Source organism: Guptibacillus sedimenti, assembly GCF_028610665.1.
Taxonomy (GTDB): Bacteria; Bacillota; Bacilli; order Bacillales; family Guptibacillaceae; genus Guptibacillus; species Guptibacillus sedimenti.
The window spans coordinates 271,399-290,756 of record NZ_JAQQWV010000003.1 but is presented as its reverse complement, the minus strand read 5'-3'; the positions used below and the strand labels follow the sequence as shown (position 1 = coordinate 290,756).

Sequence of the window (19,358 nt, the reverse complement as noted above, 5' to 3'; positions counted from 1 at the left end):
TCCTTTAGAAAAACTAAGATAGTAACAAAATCATCTAAAGGAGGGCAACGCATGTACAAAAAGATCATACCTTTATTATTGCCAGGATTACTGCTTCTGGGAGCATGTAACGCAAATAACAACGATGAAGAAGCGTTAAATATAAATAAAACAAGCGCGCCTACAGAGGGAATTCAACGGATAAACAGTGGTCAACTTACAATTGATCCTAACTCCTATAGTACAGAGACACCAAGCGCAAAATTCCCCCATGGTGAAATGGTTCAAGATGGGCAATTTGAATTCAATGAAGTTCTTCCAAATGTAGATCCGCGAGAATATTTACCAGAAGGTTTCCCAGAACAATATGGCATTGGCGGCAAAGAGGAACAACAGCGTCAACAAAAGATGAGACCAGATCAAAATACTGGTCAAGCTCAGCCAAATGAATATGCTGCTCCTGAGCAGGAAGAAGCCAATAAAGAAAAATCACCTACTTCAGAGCCATCAGGTGAAATTACAAAAGAGATTCAACAGGTTATCGACTTAACAAACGATGAACGAAAAAAGCAAGGACTATCTCCACTAAAAGCCATGCCATCATTAAGTGATGTTGCTCAGGAAAAATCACGTGACATGCAGCAAAAAAATTACTTTTCCCATACGAGTCCCACTTATGGTTCACCTTTTGACATGATGAGGGATTTCGGAGTTGACTTTAACACTGCTGGTGAAAATATTGCTCAGGGACAACAAACTCCCGAAGCAGTTGTTGATGCCTGGATGAAGAGTGAAGGTCATCGAAAAAACATTATGAACAGCAGTTTTACTCACATCGGAGTAGGACTTGCACAAGATGGGCATTATTGGACGCAAATGTTTATCGGAAAATAATGATAACAAAGAAAAGGGTCACATTTGTGGCTCTTTTCCCTTTTCTAGATAAATATTTAGAAATTACATGAAGAAGAAGGAAGTGGATTCATTTTGTCGAATCAAGATACTAACCGGTCAGTAAGTGTGTGGTTTATCAAAATCGAGTTACAAGGAGAGATTACTTATGGATTTACGATTAACTGACGAACAAGTGATGGTGCAAAAAACAATTCGGAAATTTGTAGAGAACGAATTAATTCCATTAGAAAATGATGTGCTTCGTAATGAACGAGCAGGAAAGCCAGGGATTTCTGCCGAAAAAATGGAAGAGCTTCAGCAAAAAGCAAAAAAAGCAGGCTTTTGGGGCATTAATACACCAGAAGAGTATGGTGGGGCTAACCTTGGTCAAATGATGCTTGCGATTGTGATGATGGAGGTTTCTAAAACGTTTGTCCCGTTCCGCTTCGGTGGATCCGCTGATAATATCCTTTATTACGCAAATGAAGAACAGAAAGAAAAGTATCTTTTACCAACGATTAATGGTGAAAAGAAATCTTGTTTTGCGATGACAGAGCCTGGTGCTGGTTCTGATACACGTAATATTAAAATGACAGCCGTACGTGATGGGGATGAATGGGTTCTTAACGGTGAGAAAACGTTTATTACTGGTGGAAATGAAGCTGATTTTGTTATGGTGATTGCGATTACAGATAAAGAAAAGCATGCCGCAACAGGTAGAGACGGAGTTACTTGCTTTATCGCAGACCGCGAGATGGGTTGGAAGTCTGAATACATTCACACAATGGGAGAATGGGGACCAGCAGGATTAGTGTTTGATAATATAAGGGTACCAAATGAGAATATTTTAGGTGAAGTGGATGGCGGTTACAACCTCGGTCTTGAATGGATTGGTTTTGCGCGTTGGATTGTTGGTGCAACAGCTGTCGGAGCTGGTGAACGGTTACTTAAAATGGCGATTGACTACGCGAATGAAAGAGAAACGTTTGGTAAACCAATTGCAGAACGCCAGGCCATTCAATGGCAAATCGCCGATTCTGCTGTGGAGATTGAAGCTGCTAAATGGCTCGTTTTAAACGCTGCTTATACGCTCGATGAAGGGAAAGACAATCGCCAGCTCGCTTCCATGGCTAAACTCTATGGTTCAAATATGGGAAACCGCGTTGTAGACCGTGTCTTGCAAATTCATGGAGGAATGGGATATACAAAGGAGTTACCAATCGAACGCTGGTATCGTGAAGCTCGTCTTTGGAGGATCTATGATGGAACAGACGAAATTCAACGCTTGATCATTGCTCGAAACCTCTTGAAAGGACATGTGAAGGTAGGTCAATACGCATAGGAGGGTGTTTATGTTTGAATCACTTATTGGTACACGATCAACTCCTGTAAAGAATATCGTGGAACGCGGTTCTTTGAAAGCGTTCTCAAAATCGATTGGGGATGAATCACCTCTTTATCTTGATGAGTTAGTTGGGAAACGCTCAAGGTATGGAGCAAACATTGCACCACCTACATATCCCCGAGTGTTTGATTATGGTGAAATTCAAGGCTTCGACTTGCCTAATGTCGGATTGATTCATGGAAAGCAATCTTTTCACTATAAGCGTCCGCTTTTGGTAGGGGAAACAGTTATGTGTTCCACTTCGCTTGAAAATTACTATGAGCGCAATGGAAAGAGTGGTTTACTCGGATTTCTTTTATTAAAGCGGTATGGAGAAGAGCCAGGAGGAAAACTTATTTTTACTGAAGAGCAAGTAGTGATTATTACTGAAGCTGTAAGAGAGGGGATGAGTTCTTGAACATAGTAGAAGAATTTAGTGTCGGAACACCCTTGGAAATCACGCTCCCCCCAGTCTCTAGGTTAGATTTGATCAAATATGCAGGCGCATCGGGCGATTTCAATCCAATTCATACGATTGATGAAGAAGCTACTAAAGCAGGACTTCCGGGTATTATTGCACATGGGATGTGGACAATGGGTAACTTAGCGAAATTGTTCACGCCATACTATGAAGAGGTCTTTCTTGAAGATTATTCTGTTGCCTTCAAAGGAATGGTTTTCTTAAATGATGTGCTTACACTAAAAGCTTCTCTCGTATCGATCCAGAACGACCGCTATTATTTTGATGTAGCTGCACTAAATCAGAAAAACGAAGCAGTTGTCAAAGGCTCAGCCGTTTTAAAAAGGTTTTAATCAAATAAGCGGACACAAACGAACCTTTTTAGGTTCGTTTCTTTTTTGTTCTTTATTAAATTCAATTAATCACGAAACTTATTTTATTCCAAATCGTAGAAGAAAAGAGAGGAAGATACATACTTACCACTAATCGGAAAGGATGATGAACAGATGATGGAATTTATCGGATTAATAATTTCCGGTATTATTTTGTTTTTATTACTCTTGGCATGCGGTATCGGATTTTTCATTTTCAAAAGGCGTTATAAAACCGCCTCCTCTAATCAGGCACTGATAATCACAGGACCAAAACTAGGAGATGCAGAGAAAGATAATCGCATTTTCGTCGATGACAATGGTCGTAGTATGAAGATCGTACGTGGTGGCGGTATTCGATTAAAGTTGTTTCAAACAAGTACGCCGATCGACCTTACCTCATTTCAACTAGAAATTGCTTCACCAAAAGCATATACATCAGAAGGCGTTCCAATTCGTGCAACAAGTGTCGCAGAAATTAGCATAGGCAGCAGACTTGAAATTGTTGCGAATTATGCAGAGAAATTTCTAGGCAAACCACAAAAAGAGAAAGAGCGTGAATTAAAAGAGGTTCTTGAAGGACATCTTCGCGCCATCATTTCATCGCTTACAGTCGATGAAATCTACAAAGATTTTAATTCGGTCAATAAAAAAGTGAAGAATATTGCTGAAGAAGATCTCAAGAATCTAGGATTTGAAATTACTTCTTTTGCTCTAAAAGAATTAAAGGATGATGACGAAGAGAACGGATATTTAGAAGCTCTAGGACGTCCACGTATTGCAGAAGCTAGAAAAGATGCCGATATTGCAGAGGCTAACGCCAGACGTGAAACCCGGATGCACAAAGCGAAAACGGACCAAGAAGCAGAAGAAGATGAAATAAGACGTCAGATTGAGATCGCCCGTTCTCAAAAAGACAAAGATGTGAAGGAAGCGGAGTACAAAGCTGAAATCGAACAAGGAAGAGCACGTTCTGAGCAGTCCTATAACCTTGAGCAAGCAAGACTTAATCAGAAAGTAAAAGAAGAAGAAATGCAGGTTCAATTCATTGAACGACAGCGTCAGGTCGAATTAGAACTTGAAGAACAAAAACGAAGAAAAACGCAGGCCGATTCGAATGCCTATGATATTCGAGCAAAAGCCGAAGCGGAAGCGGAACGCGATCGCATCGATGGAGAAACGAAAGCTGAAATTGAAAAGCAAAAAGGATTGGCTGAAGCAGAAGTGATTCGAGAACGTGGTCGTGCTGAAGCGGAAGCGAAAGAACTAATGGCTCAGGCAATGGAGAAATATGGCGATGCTGCGATTATTGAAATGCTTGTCGACATGTTGCCGAAATATGCGCATGAAATTGCTCAACCACTGTCTCAAATTTCTGAGATGAAAGTGATTGATATGGGTGGCGGTAAAGGTTCCACCCAGATTACAGACAATGTAACAAAAACAATGACAGGTCTTCAGGCAAGTCTAAAAGAATCAACTGGAATGGATTTAAAAGCCATGCTTGAGAGTTTTGTCTCAAGAGGACATTACAATTCTTTTGATAAAAAAGCTGATCCTACAGAAGAAGATAAGAGCACCAATTCAGGAATGGAGGATGACGCTTTTAAAAGCGAAGTAGCCTCAGCATATGAAGAAGAATTGGAAGAAGAAAGAACAGAACGTCCTAATAATGAAGATAACGAACAAAAAGAATAACACATGGAGAAAGCCTGGTTCAGTCCAGGTTTTTTCTTTTGAATACCTGAACGTTGATTGACGCTTTTTATGGAATAGTGGTAAAGTGATGATGTTATCAGAAAAGTTTTAATTTTACATATGAATGGAGGACTGTCACATGAATATCGTATCTTTGCTAGCCACCTTTCTTGATGATGACCAAATTAGCGTAAATGCCACTGTGTTAGAGCAGCATAGTAAAGACGAATCTTATCATACGCCACATGATCCAGACGTGGTCGTTTTTCCAAAAACGACTGAAGAAGTTAGTAAAGTTTTAAAGGTAGCAAACGAAAATCGAATACCGGTTGTTCCATTTGGGTTAGGTTCAAGCCTAGAAGGTCATGTGATTCCTTATCAAGGTGGAATCTCGATCGATTTTCAACTGATGAACAAGGTTCTTGAAATAAGACCAGAGGATTTCCTCGTACGGGTGCAGCCAGGTGTCACACGTTCCCAATTAAATAAAGAATTAAAAAAGCACGGCTTATTTTTCACCGTTGATCCAGGTGCAGATGCCACACTAGGTGGAATGGCATCAACTAATGCTAGTGGGACCACATCTGTTCGGTATGGGGTCATGAGAGATCAAGTTCGTGATATGGAAGTTGTCCTTGCAGATGGTAGGGTTATACATACTGGAAGTAACACAGCAAAATCATCATCTGGCTATCATCTAAATGGGCTTTTCGTTGGCTCAGAAGGGACACTCGGAACATTTACAGAACTGACTCTCAACGTCTACGGTATTCCTGAAGCCACCCTTGCAGGCAGGATCGTTTTTCCAACCATTGAGCAAGCGGTTTCAACTGTTACCAATATCCTCCATGCTGCGATACCAGTCGCAAGAATTGAACTGGTTGATGCGCGTTCCGTTCAGCAAGTTAACAAAACAAATGAAACGAACTACATAGAAAAGCCAACATTATTTATCGAGTTTCACGGAAATGAAGCTGGACTGAATCAAGATGTGGCGTTTGCTAAAAGCATTGCAGAAGATAATGAGTGTGAAGAGTTTATTTTCGAACATGATACGAAGAAACGCGCTCTTTTATGGGAGGCTCGACACAACCTGGCATACTCGTTCAGTCATGGATCTCCAGGTAAAAAAATGATGGTAACTGACGTCTGCGTCCCCATTTCAGAGCTTACCGGTGCGATAACAGACGCAAGGAAAGCGATCGAAACTTACGGATTAGATGGTGCCCTTCTCGGTCATGTGGGAGATGGAAACTACCATGCCATTGTCATGATCAATCCTGATGACCCGATTGAGCTTGAGAAAGCAACAAAACTAAATCAACACCTTGTTCACTATGCGCTCGAGCGAGGAGGCACATGTACAGGAGAACATGGAGTAGGTACAGGGAAAGCGCAATATCAGCAAAAGGAACATGGAGCTGCTTTGGATGTCATGTTAGCAGTTAAACACACACTTGATCCGAACGGCATTATGAATCCAGGTAAAATATTTGCGATTGATAAAGAACAGTCTTCCATTATCTGATCATTTTTGAGGTGACCGCTTTGGACTTATCAACTATTTTCCAACTGTCTTTTCCTGCTTTCATTTCAAAAAAAGGAATTATTTTTTCCACAAATGACGCTTTTCGTTCCATCATAAAAGACGCTGAAGAAGAACCAGTTGAAGAGATTTTTGATATCATAGAAGAACACGAAACATTTACTATAACCCGGTATAAGAACAAAGAAATGTTGTTCATTACAGAGCAGAAGGATCAGTACGTCTATTACATCGGGAAAGAAAACACTCATTTCTCTGATCTGGAAAAACAGGTAACAGAACTTGAAAAACTAAACAGGGAATTGGATTCAATTATAGATAATTCCTATGACGGAATTTATATTACCGATAACAAAGGGATTACATTGAAAACCAATACAGCGATTGAACGACTAACTGGCATCCCTAAGGAATATTACATTGGAAAAAATGTTGATCGTCTAGTCAATAGAGGTATATTAAAAGATTCCGTAACGAAAAAAGTACTGAAACAACGCCGAACTGTATCAGTTGTACAGAATAATTTCGAAGGAAAAGAAACGTTAATCACCGGTAGCCCAATCTTTAACAATAAGGGTGATATTGAAAAGGTGATCACAAACATACGGGATCTTTCTGAATTAAACAGACTTATATCCGAGTTGAATAGTGTGCAAAAGAAGAATGCTGAATATGAAAAAGAACTCGAACTATTAAAAGGATATTCAAACTCAGGAATCATTATTGAGAGTGAACCGATGAAAGAACTTTATGAAACTGCCACTAGAATTTCGAATTTTGATGCAACTGTTCTTATATTAGGTGAAACGGGTGTAGGAAAAGACGTTCTTGCTCGATTTATCTATTCAAAAAGCAAGAGAGCTTCAACCGGAGACTTTATTAAAGTAAATTGCGGTGCTATACCACAAGAGCTGATTGAATCAGAGCTCTTCGGTTATGAAGGCGGCGCATTTACTGGCGCGAATCGCAATGGTAAGCCGGGAATGTTTGAAATGGCTGACGAGGGGGTTCTTTTTCTTGATGAAGTAGGTGAACTCCCACTGAAGACGCAAGTGAAATTACTTCAGGTCATTCAGGATAATACCATTCAACGCGTTGGTGCCACAAAACTGAAAAAGGTCGATGTAAGGATTATAGCTGCAACCAATCGCAACCTCCTCCAAATGGTAACAGAGCAGGAATTTAGAGAGGATTTATTTTATCGCCTCAATGTCATTCCACTCTCCATTCCTCCATTAAGAGAGAGAAGAGATGATATTCTACCACTAATCCAGTTCTTTCTAAATCGAACGAATTTAAAATATAACCTTGATAAGCATTTAAATGCAGACCTTAAAAACTCTCTATATGAATTGGATTGGAAAGGGAATGTAAGAGAAATGGCTAATTTAATTGAACGAATGGTATTAACCACTTCTAAGCGAGCCATATCTCATGATCACCTTCCTGCCGATTATAAAAAGGAAAGAGCAGATCCTCAAATTCACAGCCTTAAAGAAGCAGTTGAAATAACAGAGCGTAAAGTTTTAGAAAATGCCTATTCAAAATACAAAAGCACATATGAGATTTCTCGAGTTTTAAATACCAGTCAACCAACAATTGTAAGAAAATTAAAGAAATATAAAATTGGTCAATCATAGATTATAATTGCCATTACTCGCCTCTGGCGAGCTTTTTTATTGGCATCAAACTTGCAATATTTAAGGGAAAGGAGTGAAAAGCTATGAAAATCGGAATTGCTGGAACAGGAGCAGTGGGTGGTTATATTGGCGGTATACTAGCACTTGCAAATCATGAGGTTGTTTTTTTATCCCGAGGGACTAACTTGCTCAGGATGCAAGAACGAGGTTTGAAAATCAAAAACCCTGTAAATGAAGAAATTATTTATAAGGCATTTACACATTCACTAGATACATTTAGCGATGTCGACCTCATCATACTAAGTGTCAAATCAAACGATACACTCATTATGGCTAAACAGTTGAGCCATAATATATCTTCTAGTACGCCGGTTCTTCTTATGCAAAACGGAGTTAGTAATGAAGATATTGCACTGAAATATTTCGATCCTACTCGCCTATATACAGCTGCAGTCTATTTAACATCTAGAATGACAGAACCAGGTATCATCGAGGTGTCAGGTAAACCTAGATTAACGATTGGGTCATTAAATTCTGGAAATATAGAGGAAGCAAAGTCTCTCACTCATTTGTTTAATGAAGCAGGAATTCAATCGAAGACATCATCAAATATAATGCAGGCTAAATGGAAGAAACTGTTGTGGAATGTAACGTTTAATCCTCTTTCTGCCTACGCAGGTGTCACAGTAGGACAAATCATCAACCAACAAGAACTACGTGAAATAGCTGAGAGAGCTTTAGTGGAAGGGATGCAAATAGCGAGTCATAAAGGGTTCTATTTTCAGGATGAGCTGATCAATCAAATATTCGTTGGGGCAAGAAAAGCAGATAATCATTATACAAGCATGCTCCAAGATCGACTAAACGGAAAACAACTCGAGATTGAATCGATATGTGGATATTTTTTGAAAGAAGCGACGAAGCGAGGCATTTCTATCCCAGTTATTCAATCACTTTATAACCATTTAGCAACTTTAAAGAAAGAAGCTTTTCGCTAAAAACCATTTACTTAAATCGTTTCAGGTTTATGGCTGATTCATTTATGAATCAGTGCATGGTCATACGATAATAGCGATTCTTTTTATCGATAGCTATATGTTAATGAAATGTGTTGATTTTGATTCACTTACGTTTTTTGATGCTTAAAATAGTCAATATAACAATAAAATCTAACATAGACATAGCGTAAATAGTTTATACATCACTACTAACAGAGCTTGCTTACTAGAAAGTATTAAAAGCGATACAAAAATGAATTAGTAATTCATTTTTGTATCGCTTTTTTGATTTTTTTTAACCATTTTTATTTCCAAAATGAATATAAACCTCGTAAATAAGCTGTTTTTGAGCTTTTTTAAAAAATGGCATAAAACTTGCAATCAAATTAAAGTAACAAAAGTAAGGGGGAACCTATAATGACTGCAACGATTACAAGTGAATTACAACAGATGAAAGCGATGATTCGAAACTTTGTTGAGAATGAGATTGAACCATATGCTCAGCAAATTGAAGAAGAAGATACGATTCCAGAGCACTTGATCGAAAAAGCAAAAGAACTTGGCCTATTTGGAATGAGCATCCCAGAGGAATATGGGGGAATCGGATTAAATACAGAAGGAAAAGCTGTCGTATTAGAACAGCTTGGACGAACGCACAATGGATATGTTTCATTAATTAGTGCTCATACAGGGATTGGAAGTACGGGGTTGGTGAAATTAGCTTCTGAATCTCTTAAACAAAAGTACTTACCTGATATGGCTGCTGGAAACAAAATTGCCGCATTTGCTTTATCTGAACCTGGAGCCGGATCAGACGCGACGAACTTATCAACCAATGCAGTGAAACAAGGGAATAAATGGATTATTAATGGTATGAAGCATTTTATTACTAATGGTCCTGTTGCAGATGTCTTTACTGTCATTGCCTCTACTGATAAATCAAAGGGAGCTAAAGGTGGCATTACCGCATTTCTAGTAGAAAAGAATTTCCCGGGACTACTTGTTGGAAAACGCGATAAAAAGATGGGGTTAAAAGGTTCCTATACATGCCAGATCATTTTTGAAGATTGTGAAGTCCCAGAAGAAAATGTAATCGGTGAAGTCGGAATGGGATACATATCAGCACTCAAAATTCTCGGTGAAGGGCGGATAGGTCTTGCTGCTCGTGCAGTAGGTTCGTGTGATAAATTAATCGAGATGTCTGCAAGTTATGCGAAAGAACGTATACAATTTGGAAAGCCTATTGCTTCCAATCAAGCGATTCAGTGGATGCTTGCTGATATGGCAACTGAAACAGAAGCAGCTAGGGCACTAACGACCATGGCAGCTAAGAAAGTTGATGAAGGTAAGAAAGTGATTAAAGAAGCTTCAATGGCAAAACTCTATGCTTCGGAAGTATTCAACCGAGTTGCTGATAAAGCTGTACAGATTCATGGCGGGATGGGCTACGTTTCTGATTATCCAGTGGAACGCTTTTACAGAGATGCACGAATTACTAAAATTTATGAAGGAACAAGCGAAGTTCAGCGCATGATTATTTCAAGACACATACTAGATGAGAATTAACTTTCGATTTACTCGAACGACGGATACAGCGAAGAAAGGAGCTGGATTGTTTGAGTCAACGTTATTCTGAAAATTCCGTTCAGAAAATCGATACAACTATTAAAGATAAACCAGCCTATATCGAAGAGATATGGTCAACGAGAAAAGCCAATTGGAATCCAGCAAGAATTCTAATTCTTGTAGCATCTGTTTTAGCTATTGGTTTATCACTTTTTCACATTTATACGGCTGGTTTTGGAACGCTATCCTCCTGGCAGCAGAGAAGTATCCACGTGGTCTGGGCACTTCTGTTAATCTTTCTTATCTTCCCATTTCGAAAAGGAAAGAAATTTGGATTTATTGATTTGCTATTTGTTTTAGCAACAATAGTAGAGACTGGTTTTATCCTTCTTCACGGGGACGCCATTCAAAGTAGGCAAGGGAACCCAAACATGACAGATATCATTCTCGGTAGTATTTTCATAGGATTAGTGCTTGAAGCAACACGCAGGACAAACGGCTTTCTTATGTCATGTATTGGGTTGTTTTTCATGGGCTACATCTTTTTGGGTCCCTATTTTCCTGGTGCGCTAGCTCACCCTGGAGTAAGGTATGGAAAAATGGTGGATCAGATGTTTAATGGCACACTTGGAATTTTCAGTGCTCCTATCTATATCAGTTCAACCGTCTTAATTTTATTTGTGATTTTCGGAGCGTTTTTAATGCGTTCTGGAGGAGGGCAATTTTTTACCAACTTTGCTTTCGGCGCACTTGGTCATCGAGCAGGAGGACCCGCATTATCTGCAGTTGGAGCAAGTGCAATGGTTGCAACAATTACTGGAAATGGGGCGGCCAATGCAGCTGTAACAGGCTCTTTCACGATTCCTCTAATGAAGAAACTCGGGTATAGTAAACGATTTGCTGCAGCGGTTGAAGCAGTAGCTTCGCAAGGTGGACAAATTATGCCACCCATTATGGGAGCATCCGTCTTCATCATGGCTGAAACAACGGGTATCCCTTATATAACGCTCGCATTATATGCATTAATTCCCGCAATTATTTACTTTTTAATTGCAGGATTCATCGTGTATTACCATGCGAAACGTTTGCACATGGAAGGCATTCCGAAAGAACAACTTCCCGATCCCAAAATGGTACTTCTAACTCAGGGCTATCTATTTCTTCCAATTCTTATGATTATTTACTTAATGATTGATGGATTTAGTCCAATGAAAGCTGGCTTTTATGGAATCATAGCTACGATTCTCTTAAGCTGGATTAGAAGAATGACGAGAATGAATTTATTGGATATTCTCGCTTCACTCGAAAGTGGTGCTAGAAGCGCTTTAGCCGTTATTTCTGCCTGTGCGACTGCTGGTATTATTGTTGGTGCTGTATCGCTAACTGGGCTTGGTCTTACGTTCTCGAGATTTATGATTGATACTGCGGGAGGTCATTTATTTCTTCTTCTCATCATGTTAGCCATTGCTTCAATCATCCTTGGTATGGGAATGCCAACCGTTTCAGCCTACGTCATCCTTGCCGTTTTAGGGGTTCCTGCGCTAGTGGAGATGAATGTTAACGTTGTGGCTGCCCATATGTTTGTCTTTTATTTCGGCGTAATGTCAGGACTTACTCCTCCAGTTGCAATAACAGCTTATACGACGGCAGGAATTGCTGGATCTAATCCATCATCAACCGCATTTTACGCGATTCGTATTGCTCTTGGCGGATTTTTTGTCCCATTTGTCTTTGTATATAACCCCGAATTGTTACTTCAAGGCGGTGATATTCCTGCCATCATTACTGCATTGCTTTCTGCTGCAGTTAGCTGTGTACTTTTTGCAGGTGCAGTGGAAGGATATTGGTTTGGACATGTCACGCCATTGAAAAGAACGATTTTATTTATCAGTGCTATATTACTTGTCATGCCTGGCTTAATCGGAGACCTAATAGGGCTTATTCTTGTCGTGTTCACGTTCATCTGGCAACGTGCTCATCGTGTCGGTAAAAGCTCACCACAAGAAATAAGTGGATAAAAGGAGGATTTTAATGCGTAAATCATTAATTAGTCTATTGATAGCGCTTACACTAATCGTAATGACAGCTTGTGGAAATAGTGCTTCTAGTGATGGAGAAGGACTCGAAGCACCTGATAAGTTTTTAAAAGTTGGTTCTGGACCTATGGGTTCTGGGTGGTATCCGATTACGACTGCATTGTCAGAACTATATATGGATCACTTTTCTGGACTTAATGTTTCACAGATTGAAGGCGGAAGTACTTCGAACCTAAAATCACTTCAAATTGGTGATATCCAGTATGGTATTCATTACACTTCTGATTTTGCTGACGCAGTTAAAGGGACCGGGAGCTTTGATGAACAATTAGATCAGGTAGCAGGACTTACTTCTCTCTACCCGGTTTATCAGACAATCGCAACTCTTGCAGATAATGAAGAGATCAATAAGGTGGAAGATATCGTTGATCAACACATCTTCCTAGGTCCTAAGGGCGGTGGAGGCCCAGTGGCCTTCTGGAGGATGATGGAGGAATATGGAATTGACGAAGGTTCTATTGAGGATGCAGGTGGTAAGATTTCATATGGCAATTATTCAGATGGTGCCTCTATGTTAAAAGATGGCATTGTCGATGTTTTTGTAGGTGGTGGTGCTCCTCAGGTGACGTCTCTTCAAGAGATAGAGGTAACAAAACCAATTAAGGTTATTCCAATTGACGAAGAAAAGCTTAAGGGAATTAACGAAAAAGGATTGGGGATTTCTTATGATAGGCTTCCAGGAGGTACGTATAAAGGTCTAGAAGAAGAGATTCCAACTTACACTCTTGTTGCGATGTTTAGCGTACGCTCAGACCTACCAGAAGATTACGTTTATAACTTGACGAAAGTATTTTGGGAAAACCAGGATCCTTTCAAGGAACAAATTCCACAAAGAGCAAAGAACTTCACGTTGGAAACGGCTTTGGATGGGATCGATCCAGAAACACTTCATCCAGGAGCAAAGAAATATTATGAAGAAGAAGGGATCATTCAATAAAAAAGGAAAAGAAATTCTCAAAGGTGGGAATGGCAGTGGATAAACTGATCGATCGACCATGGTACCGATTTTACCCAGAAGTCATGAACAATTCCCCATCACTACCGGAATGTTCTGTGTACCAATTGCTTCAAGATAGCGTGAAAAAATACGGACAAAAAATTGCACTTCGTTTTCAAGATCAACATATCTCGTATATAGACTTGCAGGAGAAAGTGAATCGGCTCGCCTCATCCTGGCATGAAAGGGGCATAAAAAAAGGAGAACGAATCGGCTTGATGTTACCGAATCAGCCTATGTATGTCTATGCCTATTATGCAGCTCAGAAGTTAGGAGCTACTGTGGTACAGATGAATCCGATGTATATGCCTAGGGAAATTGAAGAGATATCACACGAGGTAGGTCTTTCTTATCTCGTGACAGAGAGCAAGTACTTGGAAAAACTTGAAATTGTGATGAAATCCTACTCTTATGATCAGCTATTTCTTACAGATCAGAACTCTTCCATTTTACCAACAAATGTTCACTTCATTGAACAGCTTATTGAAAACAGCACATCGGATCATGAAGCCGTACCAATTCAAGCAAAAGATGATATTGCCGTCATCCAGTTTACAGGTGGTACTACAGGAAAAATGAAAGGCGCTATGCTAACACATTATAACCTTGTTTCTAATGTGATCCAGAGTCATTTAATGTATGGAAATGAGATGAAGCTGGGGGAGGAAGTCACGTTAACGGCAACCCCTCTTTATCATGTTTACGCCATGACAAGCGGAATGAATTTAAGTATTTATATAGGTGCTACCAATATTATCGTACCTAAGTTCGATGTAAACGACGTGTTACGAATCATTAGGGAAGACCAGCCTACATTTTTCCCAGGTGTACCAACGATGTACAACGCTTTTGTTAATCACCCAGATGTAAAAGAATACGGACTCAATTGCTTTAAATTTTGTTCTAGCGGGTCTGCTCCACTTCCGATTGAAGTGATTAATCGTTTTGAAGAAATAACAGGCGCAGTCATAGGAGAGGGTTTTGGCATGTCAGAAACATCCCCTTCTACACATCGAAATCCACCATTCGGTGAAAGAAAGATTGGTAGTATCGGTATCCCTTTCCCAGGAACAGATTGTCAAATCGTTGATGGAGATGGAAATGAACTTCCTCCTAAAAGTGTTGGAGAGCTCGCCATCAAAGGACCTCAAGTAATGAAAGGTTACTGGAATAAACCAGAGGAAACGAGTAAGAGCTTAAAAAACGGATGGCTACTCACTGGTGATCTTGCAACGATGGATAAGGATGGTTACTTCTATATCGTTGGACGAAAAAAGGAAATGATTATTACAGGAGGATTTAATGTTTATCCTCAGGAAATCGAGAGCGTCCTGTATGAACATCCTTCTGTGAAAGAAGCCGCTGTTATTGGGGTCCCTCATGAATACAGCGGCGAAAGAGTGAAAGCATTCGTTGTTGTTAAAGATAGTTCCATTTCAGAAGGAGAGCTCGTTGCCTATTGTTACGAGCATTTAACAAAATACAAAGTTCCAAAGCAAATTGAGATAAGAGACTCATTGCCCAGGAATACAGTAGGAAAGTTACTCAAAAGGCTTTTGATTAATGAAGAAACGATAGAAATAAGGAGGTAACAATAATGAAAAATGAACGTGTTAATAGAGTTGGTGTGATTGGATCTGGAACCATGGGGGCTCAGATTGCGATGGTTTGCGCTCTTGCTGGCTATCCAGTTGTTTTAAACGATATAGAAGAAAGTAGTCTTGATAAAGCCAGAAAGTCACTAGTTGGCCATATGGAACGCAGAATTAAGAAAGGAAAATTGACAGAAGGACAGGTGGAAGAAGCTTTTCACTTGATTCACTTTAGTACTTCTCTAAACGATTTCAAAGAAGTTGACCTTGTTATCGAAGCAATCATTGAGAAGCTAGAAGTCAAAAGAGAACTGTTTGCTAAGCTCGATCAAATCTGCCCAAATCATTGCATCCTTGCGACAAATAGCTCGACAATCGTAAGTTCAAAAATAGCAGACGCAACGGACCGTCCTGAAGCTGTATGCAACATCCATTTCTTCAATCCTGCGCTCGTCATGGATTTAGTAGAGGTTGTAAAAGGACCTCATACGTCTAACCAAACAGCAGATACCGCTTTCGAATTTGTAAAATCCATTCACAAAACGCCGGTTCTATTGCAAAAAGAAATTTCTGGTTTTGTTGCAAACAGAATTCTTGGAAAACTAATGGACGAAGCAGTTTACTTACTTGAGAATGGCTATGCAACACACGAAGAGATCGATCTCGTTTGCACAAAAGCATTAAATCATCCCATCGGACCTTTTGCACTAATGGACCTCACTGGTATCGATGTGAATTATTATGTACGGCAACAGCGATTTGAAGAGTCCGGAAATGAAGCCGATCGACCAGCACAAATCGTGGAAGAAAAAGTAAACAAAGGGGAACTTGGGAGAAAGACAGGCAAAGGCTTTTATAGCTATCAAACTTAAATGATGGGAGTCGTTTGAATATGGAGAATATCGTTTTCATTCAAGAAGATCAGCTAGCCTATGTGAAAATTTCACGTCCTGACGTAAGGAACGCTTTGAATAAAGAAACATTGATTGAATTAAAACAAACTCTGGAGAAACTTGAAGAAATGGACGAAGTGAAGTGTGTCATCATCACAGGTGAAGGAGAAAAATCATTTGCAGCAGGTGCAGATATTTCACAACTTGAAAAGAAAACCATGTATGATGCATTCAAATCAGGAAGCATGCAGGAAGTCTATGATTATATCGAAGGCTATACGAAACCAACCATAGCAATGGTAAACGGTTATGCGCTGGGTGGTGGATGCGAGCTTGCCATGGCATGTGACATAAGAGTTGCAGCGACTCATGCCAAATTTGGCTTGCCCGAACTCAATCTCTCCATTATTCCTGGAGCAGGTGGTACTCAGAGGCTTACAAGACTTGTCGGTAGAGGGAAAGCACTGGAAATGATTTTAACAGGAAAGTTGATTTCAAGTGAAGAAGCCGCTGCGATTGGCCTAATCACTGAAACTGCTGAAATATCAAACTTAAAAGAAAAAACAGTTGAAATCTCCCAACAAATTATTAGTAAAGGTCCGATGGCCGTTATGATGGCAAAACTCGCCGTGAATATGGGAGCAGATACAGATATGAAAACAGGTTTACTCATTGAGAAGCTGTCACAAGCGATTCTTTTTGCTTCAGAAGACAAAAACGAAGGAACGAGAGCTTTTCTTGAGAAAAGAAAGCCCGTTTTTCAAGGTAAATAAATGGAGACAAATACAAACACTATTTATGATCATGTTAGAACTGATTTTGAAACAAGTCCCTTTTTCAATTTATTAGGCTTTGAATTACGATCGATTACTGAAGATGAAGTCATCCTTGAGCTACCAATAGAAAGAAAACTATTAAACACACATGGAAGTCTGCATGGTGGTGTATATGCAACGATGATCGACAATATTATTAGTTTGAAAATGCGTTCTATGATCGGCAGTCCTGTCATCACGATTAACTTGACCATCAACTATATTGCTCCAATCACAAGTGGGAAAATTATTGCAAAAGCGTTCGTCTATGGAGAAGGAAAGCGAACGAAAATGGGTGAAGGAATTGTGATGGATGAGAACGGAAAACTTCTTGCAAAAGGAAGTGGAACTTTTAAAGTGATTAAATCGAAAGAACAATAACGATCGTTAAAGAAAAGAGGTGTTGCATGTGTCAATTCAAAAAATAGCAGTGATTGGTGCAGGAACTATGGGGAGAGGCATTGCCTATTCTGCTGCAGCAGCAGGACTATCGGTCATTCTTCAGGATGTTAGCGAGGCGTCATTAGATAAGTCCAAATCTTATCTAAAAACGCAATTTGATCGGTCCGTAAGTAAAGAGCTTCTTTCGAAAGAATTAGCTGATAAACGATTTAGAGAAATTAACTATACAACAGAACTATCTGAAGCTGCCAGGGATCGTGATCTAGTCATCGAAGCAGTTCTTGAAATAATGGAACTCAAAACAAGTATCTTTAAACAACTCGATGAATACGCACCAGATCATGCTATCTTAGCTACCAACACATCCACCATGAGCCCTACCGAAATCGCTGCCCAAACAAAGAGACCTGATCAATGTCTTGCCCTTCACTTTTTTAATCCCGTTCCAAAGATGAAGCTGATCGAAGTGATTTGTGGTTTGGAAACATCGGAAGAAACTATTAACAAGGCAATGGCCTTTGGGAAATCGATTGAAAAAGAATGCGTGCGAATTAATGAATTTCCTGGGTTTGCTGTCAGCCGAATGAATTGTCTAATCGGCAATGAAGCGATGAACATGGTCATGGAGGGTGTTGGTTCACCAGAGGATATCGATAAAGCGATGAAACTAGGTCTAAACCATCCAATGGGTCCACTAGAACTCGCTGATCTAGTTGGTCTCGATACAAGACTACGTAACATGCAATATCTGTATGAAACGCTCGGAGAAAAATATCGACCATGCCCGATTTTAACGAAATACGTTAAAGCCGGAAGACTAGGGAGGAAAAGCGGAAGAGGATTTTATACATACGATTAAAAGGGAGAGAAAATAATGGACTTTAAATTCGATCAGGACATTCAGTTTCTTAAAACCAACATCCGCAATTTTGTTGAAAATGAAGTCGAGAAGGTTGCCATGACGATAGAGCGCGAAGATCGTATTCCAGAGCGGATCATTGAGTTGTCAAAAGAAATGGGACTTTTCGGCTTAAGTATTCCAGAAAAGTATGGTGGCTTAGGAATAGGCATGGTTGGAAAATGCGCTCTTTATGAAGAGTTAGGTAAAACACATAATGGTTTTACTACATTGATAGGTGCTCATACAGGTATTGGCTCAGTTGGGATCGTTGAACTCGGCAATGAAGAACAAAAACAAAAATACTTACCCGATATGGCAAGCGGAAAGAAAATTGGCGCATTCGCCTTAACCGAACCTTCTGCGGGATCGAATGCTTCTAATTTAAAAACCACAGCAGTTAAAGAGGGAAATAAGTATATTTTGAATGGAACAAAGCACTACATTACGAATGCCACTGAAGCTGATGTTTTTACCGTAATGGCAGCAACAGATCCATCAAAAGGTGCAAAGGGAATTACTTCATTTATCGTAGAAAAGGACTTTCCAGGCTTTCAGGTTGGTGCGGTTGAAGAAAAAATGGGGTTAAAAGGATCTCACTCCGCTGAGCTAATTTTTGATAATTGTGAAGTACCTGAGGAAAACGTGCTGGGTGAGGTAGGAAAAGGATACGTGAATGCATTGAAAATTTTAGCAAATGGACGTGCTGGGCTCGCTGCGCGTAATCTGGGGTCATCTCAAAAACTATTGGATTTAAGCATGGAATATGTACAAGAACGCATTCAATTTGGAGTACCAATTATTGAACATCAGGCCGTCGCTCACATGGTGGCAGAAATGGGAGTAGAGATTGAAGCCCTAAGATCGTTTACGTACCGCGTCGCGTGGATGGTTGATCAAGGTGAAAAAGTGATCAAAGAAGCTGCCATGCTTAAGTTATATGGATCAGAAGTTTACAACAGAGTGGCAGACAAAGCGCTACAGGTTCATGGAGGAATTGGTTACATTTCCGATTATCCAATTGAGCGCTATTTTAGAGACGCGCGTATTACACGGATTTACGAAGGAACTTCTGAAATCCAAAAGAACATCATTGCAAGTCAACTTCGAAAAGAGTACAGCTAAAGGA

General features: G+C 39.8%; 17 protein-coding genes. All 17 read left to right on the top strand.

The window, feature by feature from the left end:
• The first annotated feature begins 51 nt into the window (after positions 1 to 51).
• The 17 genes from PQ578_RS15895 (at position 52) to PQ578_RS15815 (ending at position 19,354) form a co-directional block, all read left to right on the top strand.
• Complete coding sequence (locus tag PQ578_RS15895; protein ID WP_273835396.1) at positions 52 to 873, top strand: CAP domain-containing protein; 822 nt, start codon at positions 52 to 54, stop codon at positions 871 to 873.
• Between the two features lie 166 nt (positions 874 to 1,039).
• Positions 1,040 to 2,215 carry an acyl-CoA dehydrogenase family protein gene (locus PQ578_RS15890; protein WP_273835395.1) on the top strand — a complete coding sequence of 392 codons (1,176 nt, stop codon included), beginning with the start codon at positions 1,040 to 1,042 and terminating at the stop codon, positions 2,213 to 2,215.
• A gap of 10 nt (positions 2,216 to 2,225) precedes the next feature.
• The gene (locus tag PQ578_RS15885) at positions 2,226 to 2,675 is read left to right on the top strand and encodes a MaoC family dehydratase N-terminal domain-containing protein (RefSeq protein WP_224880332.1); all 450 of its coding nucleotides are present in this window, start codon (positions 2,226 to 2,228) and stop codon (positions 2,673 to 2,675) included.
• A complete protein-coding gene (locus tag PQ578_RS15880) occupies positions 2,672 to 3,070 on the top strand; it encodes a MaoC/PaaZ C-terminal domain-containing protein (protein ID WP_273835394.1) in 399 nt (132 codons plus the stop codon). Before PQ578_RS15885 ends, PQ578_RS15880 begins: the two co-directional genes overlap by 4 nt.
• Positions 3,071 to 3,223: 153 nt before the next feature.
• Positions 3,224 to 4,786, top strand: a complete 1,563-nt coding sequence (locus PQ578_RS15875) for a flotillin family protein (RefSeq protein WP_273835393.1) — start codon at positions 3,224 to 3,226, stop codon at positions 4,784 to 4,786.
• 124 nt (positions 4,787 to 4,910) lie between these two features.
• Entirely contained in the window at positions 4,911 to 6,314 is a 1,404-nt protein-coding gene (locus PQ578_RS15870) for an FAD-binding oxidoreductase (protein ID WP_430622275.1), read from the top strand.
• Positions 6,315 to 6,325: 11 nt separating this feature from the next.
• Positions 6,326 to 7,972, top strand: coding sequence for a sigma-54 interaction domain-containing protein (locus tag PQ578_RS15865; RefSeq protein ID WP_420541566.1), 1,647 nt, complete (start codon positions 6,326 to 6,328; stop codon positions 7,970 to 7,972).
• A gap of 83 nt (positions 7,973 to 8,055) precedes the next feature.
• Complete coding sequence (locus tag PQ578_RS15860) at positions 8,056 to 8,970, top strand: ketopantoate reductase family protein (protein ID WP_273835390.1); 915 nt, start codon at positions 8,056 to 8,058, stop codon at positions 8,968 to 8,970.
• Between the two features lie 417 nt (positions 8,971 to 9,387).
• The gene (locus PQ578_RS15855) at positions 9,388 to 10,536 is read left to right on the top strand and encodes an acyl-CoA dehydrogenase family protein (RefSeq protein ID WP_273835389.1); all 1,149 of its coding nucleotides are present in this window, start codon (positions 9,388 to 9,390) and stop codon (positions 10,534 to 10,536) included.
• Positions 10,537 to 10,586: 50 nt separating this feature from the next.
• Positions 10,587 to 12,554: a TRAP transporter permease gene (locus PQ578_RS15850; protein ID WP_273835388.1), complete on the top strand. Its 1,968-nt coding sequence runs from the start codon at positions 10,587 to 10,589 to the stop codon at positions 12,552 to 12,554.
• A gap of 13 nt (positions 12,555 to 12,567) precedes the next feature.
• Positions 12,568 to 13,569: a TAXI family TRAP transporter solute-binding subunit gene (locus tag PQ578_RS15845; RefSeq protein WP_273835387.1), complete on the top strand. Its 1,002-nt coding sequence runs from the start codon at positions 12,568 to 12,570 to the stop codon at positions 13,567 to 13,569.
• A gap of 35 nt (positions 13,570 to 13,604) precedes the next feature.
• Entirely contained in the window at positions 13,605 to 15,221 is a 1,617-nt protein-coding gene (locus tag PQ578_RS15840; RefSeq protein WP_273835386.1) for a long-chain-fatty-acid--CoA ligase, read from the top strand.
• A 5-nt stretch (positions 15,222 to 15,226) separates the two neighbouring features.
• The gene (locus tag PQ578_RS15835) at positions 15,227 to 16,093 is read left to right on the top strand and encodes a 3-hydroxyacyl-CoA dehydrogenase family protein (protein WP_273835385.1); all 867 of its coding nucleotides are present in this window, start codon (positions 15,227 to 15,229) and stop codon (positions 16,091 to 16,093) included.
• Between the two features lie 20 nt (positions 16,094 to 16,113).
• On the top strand, positions 16,114 to 16,887 hold the full coding sequence (locus PQ578_RS15830) for an enoyl-CoA hydratase/isomerase family protein (RefSeq protein WP_273835384.1): 774 nt from the start codon (positions 16,114 to 16,116) through the stop codon (positions 16,885 to 16,887).
• Positions 16,888 to 17,310 (top strand): PaaI family thioesterase, encoded by a 423-nt coding sequence (locus PQ578_RS15825; protein WP_273835383.1) that lies wholly within the window; start codon positions 16,888 to 16,890, stop codon positions 17,308 to 17,310.
• 34 nt (positions 17,311 to 17,344) lie between these two features.
• The gene (locus tag PQ578_RS15820) at positions 17,345 to 18,190 is read left to right on the top strand and encodes a 3-hydroxyacyl-CoA dehydrogenase family protein (protein ID WP_273835528.1); all 846 of its coding nucleotides are present in this window, start codon (positions 17,345 to 17,347) and stop codon (positions 18,188 to 18,190) included.
• A gap of 15 nt (positions 18,191 to 18,205) precedes the next feature.
• Positions 18,206 to 19,354 carry an acyl-CoA dehydrogenase family protein gene (locus tag PQ578_RS15815; RefSeq protein ID WP_273835381.1) on the top strand — a complete coding sequence of 383 codons (1,149 nt, stop codon included), beginning with the start codon at positions 18,206 to 18,208 and terminating at the stop codon, positions 19,352 to 19,354.
• Positions 19,355 to 19,358: the final 4 nt, after the last annotated feature.